A 4,170-nucleotide genomic window follows, 5' to 3' on the forward strand; every position below is an offset into this window, starting at 1 on the left:
GCTTGTCGCCTGATGATCTGTCGAATGCCATATCCGAAAGGGAGAATGCGGGTTGCGATACGCTTGATGCTGCAAAAGTGTTTCTGACCGCACGCGACGGGCACATCGTCGCGTTGTCGGACGTGGCTCGTGTGTCTCGTCGGGAAGCCGAACCGACAGGATATTTCCGCATTAACGGTCTTAATTCAATCTATCTCAACATAACGGCTGCAGAAGATGCCAACCAGATAGAACTGAGCAAGAGGGTCAGGGGAGTTCTGGACGGGATCACACTCCCTGATGGTTTTATGATGGATCTGAGCCATGACGCATCGGAATCAATAGCCGAGGAAATGGACAAGATATATTTTCGCACCGCCCTGACGATACTGTTGTTGTTGGTTTTCGTGGCTGTGATAACGGCGAATCTCCGTTATCTGCTCATCATCGCCATCAGTCTTGCGGTCAATATGGCTATCGCCTTTCTTGCCTATTATTTCCTGCGGGTGGAGATACAGCTTTATTCGCTTGCCGGAATAACGATATCGCTGAACCTCGTGATCGACAATCTGATAGTGATGACAGAGCATGTGTCGAGACATCGCACGCTGCGGGCGTTCTCAGCTGTGCTCGCCGCAACGCTTACCACAGTCGGTGCTCTGACTGTTGTGTTCTTCCTCGATGAGAAGACACTCCTTTCGTTGAAAGACTTTACGGTTGTGGTTATTGTCAATCTCGGGGTGTCTCTTGCCGTTGCGCTGTTTCTCGTGCCCGCTCTTGTGGAGAGGATGGGACTGGTGCTCAGGAAATCAAATAAGCGGAAGCGACGTCTGGTTGTCAGGATTTATAGGATATATGGCAGGATACTGACCGTTCTCTGCCGCTTCAGGTGGATCGTGTTCATTATCTTTGCCGCGGCATTCGGATGGTCGGTCCATGTGTTTGTCACCAAAGTGTATGAAGGTGGATATTTTGACAATAATGACCGCGAGCCTGTTCTCGAGATTGCGGCAAGTCTACCCAATGGGGCCACATTGTCGCAGATGAATGTCCTGATTTCGAAGATGGAGGCATTCCTGAGCGGTCAGGAGGGGATACGCCAGTTCCAGACATATGTGTCGGGACCGCGCAGGGCATCGGTTTCCATATATTTCAAACCGGAATATCAGCGGGAATATCCTTACAGACTCAAGTCTGATGTGGTGTCGAAAGCCTTGACTCTGGGAGGCGGAAGCTGGAGCGTATACGGTCTTGAAGACCAGGGGTTCAATAATGATGTCAGGGAGGGAGCCGGAAGTTACAGGATTAAGATGCGGGGATATAATTATGATGAGCTGTCGGCAAGGGCACGCGAACTTGCCGACACATTGCTGAATCTCAGACGCATCAAGGAGGTGACGATAAACTCTGAATTCTCTTATTATAAAGAGGATTATACGGAATTTTATCTTGACATAGACCGCGTGAGACTTGCAAAAGACAGTCTGACGGTGTCGGATCTGTTTCGCGCCGTCAGACATGAGACCGGACGAAACCTCGGCGCCGGATTCGTTGCGGGACATAACGGCGCGGAATACATACGTCTAAACTCTATGGAAAATGACCGTGATGTGTGGGGATTCATGAACCATCCCATGCGTGCGGGCGGCAGGGAAATAAAACTTTCCGATTATGCCACCATTGAGAAGAGACAGACACCCCCTGATGTGGTGAAGAAAGATCAGGAATACATTCTGTGTCTGCAATATGAATATATCGGCTCAAGCAAAGCCGGGGAAAGGGTGCTCGACAAGATCCTTGCCGCTTATGTGCCCACACTGCCCTTAGGATATCATGCCGAAAAGGAAGAATACAAATGGAATCATGAGATAAGCGGGGAGAAGTATTGGCTTCTGGCTCTGGTAGCGGTAATCATATTCTTCATATCATCAATCCTGTTTAATTCATTGCGACAGCCACTTGCCGTGATTCTCATCATCCCCGTGTCATTCATAGGGGTGTTCCTCACCTTCTATCTGTTTTCACTTAAATTTGACAAAGGTGGTTTCGCCGCTATGATTCTTCTTTGCGGCATTACAGTCAACGCCGCCATCTACATCATCAACGAATATAACTCGATGCGGAAACGTCTTCCGGCAGGTGTAAGACCTGTAATACTATATATTCGTGCGTTCCGGCGCAAGATCACGGCAGTGTTGCTGACCGTGCTCTCCACGGTCTTGGGATTTATCCCCTTCCTCATAGGCGACACCATGGAAGGTTTCTGGTTTCCCCTTGCCGCCGGCACCATGGGCGGTCTCATCATGTCGCTCTCGGCAATCTTCCTCCTTCTCCCCCTGCTTCTCCTCCCGCGCTTTAAATTCCGATAGGTTTTTGATTTCGCGTTTACTAAAGATTTCGCGGATATAATGCTCTGCAGCTTCGGGATTGTCGGCTTTCAGACGTTTCTTAAGTCTGCTCTTTAGATTGTAAACGGCATCCAATGTGTTACGTTTCATCAACATGGCTATCATCTGAGGTGAGATATTCAGGTGTAGATATTTCGCCAGTTGATACTGGAATTGTTCCAGACTGGTGAAAGTCTTGGTGAATTTAATTATCCATTCCTCGCATATGGAATCAATGCATTTATTTAAAATGTCGATGTTCTCATCGTTTCTTATGGCTTCAAGAACCTCTCGCACATCGGTAGGCAACTTATTTATAATTTGTTTTGAGGTGAGATACTTGAAACCTTTTTCATAGATGGCATCAAGGCTGAGGATGTAATTGATTGTGTTATCCTTGCTCTCGGAGCGGTTATTTCTGATTGTTTCCAATTCCCTTCCTAATTCTTTTAGGTTTGCCCTCAGGGATTCTGCCTCAGCTTTATCCCGCTGATTCTTCAGGCGAAGGGTAATAATCAGCCCAATGGCAATTATGATTATCAATGCCAGTATTATAATAGAAGCAGTAGCTCTGAATTTTAGAGTCGTAGCCCTTTCCTGCGCATTCTCTGCATCTTTTGTAAGATATTCCTCAAGCAGACTTATAGCCTCGCTGTTGATTTGGTTGTCAATTTCGTTTTCAAGTTTTTCTCCATATTCAATCGCTTTGGATGCTGCCACCCTGTAGTTACCATGTTGTGCCAGTAATAGTGACTCCATGTATTTACAATACAAATTTTCCTGATGAGTAGATATTATTCTTTTTGCGGAATCCAAAGCTGCCTGTGATTTCGTTATCTCGCCATTTCTATAATAATTGTCAGAGAGTTTACACCAATTCAAAGACTTAAATTTATATCCATCGTTATATAATTCCATTAAGATTTTAATGGAATCAACATATCTGTGTTCAGCATTTGCGATATCGGCTTTTGCCTTGAGTATAGAATGCCTGAAAACCGGCTCTGTATTGTATTCAGTAGAATCTATATTTAATAATATGCTGTCTGCCGCATTAAGATTGTTCAGACTAATAATAAGAGAATTTATTAGAGTTATATCAGCCCATGCAGCATGCTTTGAGGCATTTGCCTCTTCAAATTTTTGTTTGGATATTTTTGCCCACTTCAATTCTTCGGTGCTTTCATATATCTTACCATAAATTGCTGAAATGATTCTGGCATTAAGTCCTGCATAAAACGGATTTTCTTGCTCGTTTGCCATGTCATAGGCTTTTCGTATGTTTACGAGACTGTTTCCCAAATCTCCATTATAATATTGAATCTCTCCGTAGTAGGTTTTCGATTGCATTTCCATACTGTCATTACGATTGTCATAATAATCGTACGCAATTTTGATAGTAGAATCAGATTCTATGAATTCGTTGCTTTTGATTTGTGTCTTAGTCAACAACAATGCATAACGAGCTTTATCAGATGCATTCAGCGAGGATCCTTCAAGCTGTCTTAACATTTTCAACGCAGAATCAGGGTAAGCATGCATTAAATTGTCAGCGGAATTGAGAACTTTGTCTGTTTCCGATCCATGTCGCGAACAACCGCAATTCACTACCCAAAATGTCATGAACACTGCTATGTATGATAATATCTTCATGCCGTTATGATCAAAATCCTCTACAAAATTACAAAATTCTCTTCAACATTACTCTAAGCCAATTCTCTAAATCCTGATTTACCGAACTGAGTTCGGCAGCTGCTGTTGCTCGCAACTGCAGCTACGACTGGACGCTCACGTTAGAGTCTTG

General features: G+C 44.6%; 1 protein-coding gene. It reads left to right on the forward strand.

The annotated features are described in order from the left end of the window. The coding region (locus JX312_RS09865; protein WP_204457871.1) for an efflux RND transporter permease subunit at positions 1 to 2,348 on the forward strand (2,348 nt) is incomplete at its 5' end. Between the last annotated feature and the right edge of the window lie 1,822 nt (positions 2,349 to 4,170).

This window comes from Barnesiella sp. CU968 (assembly GCF_905219685.1).
GTDB classification, from domain to species: domain Bacteria; phylum Bacteroidota; class Bacteroidia; order Bacteroidales; family Muribaculaceae; genus Lepagella; species Lepagella muris_A.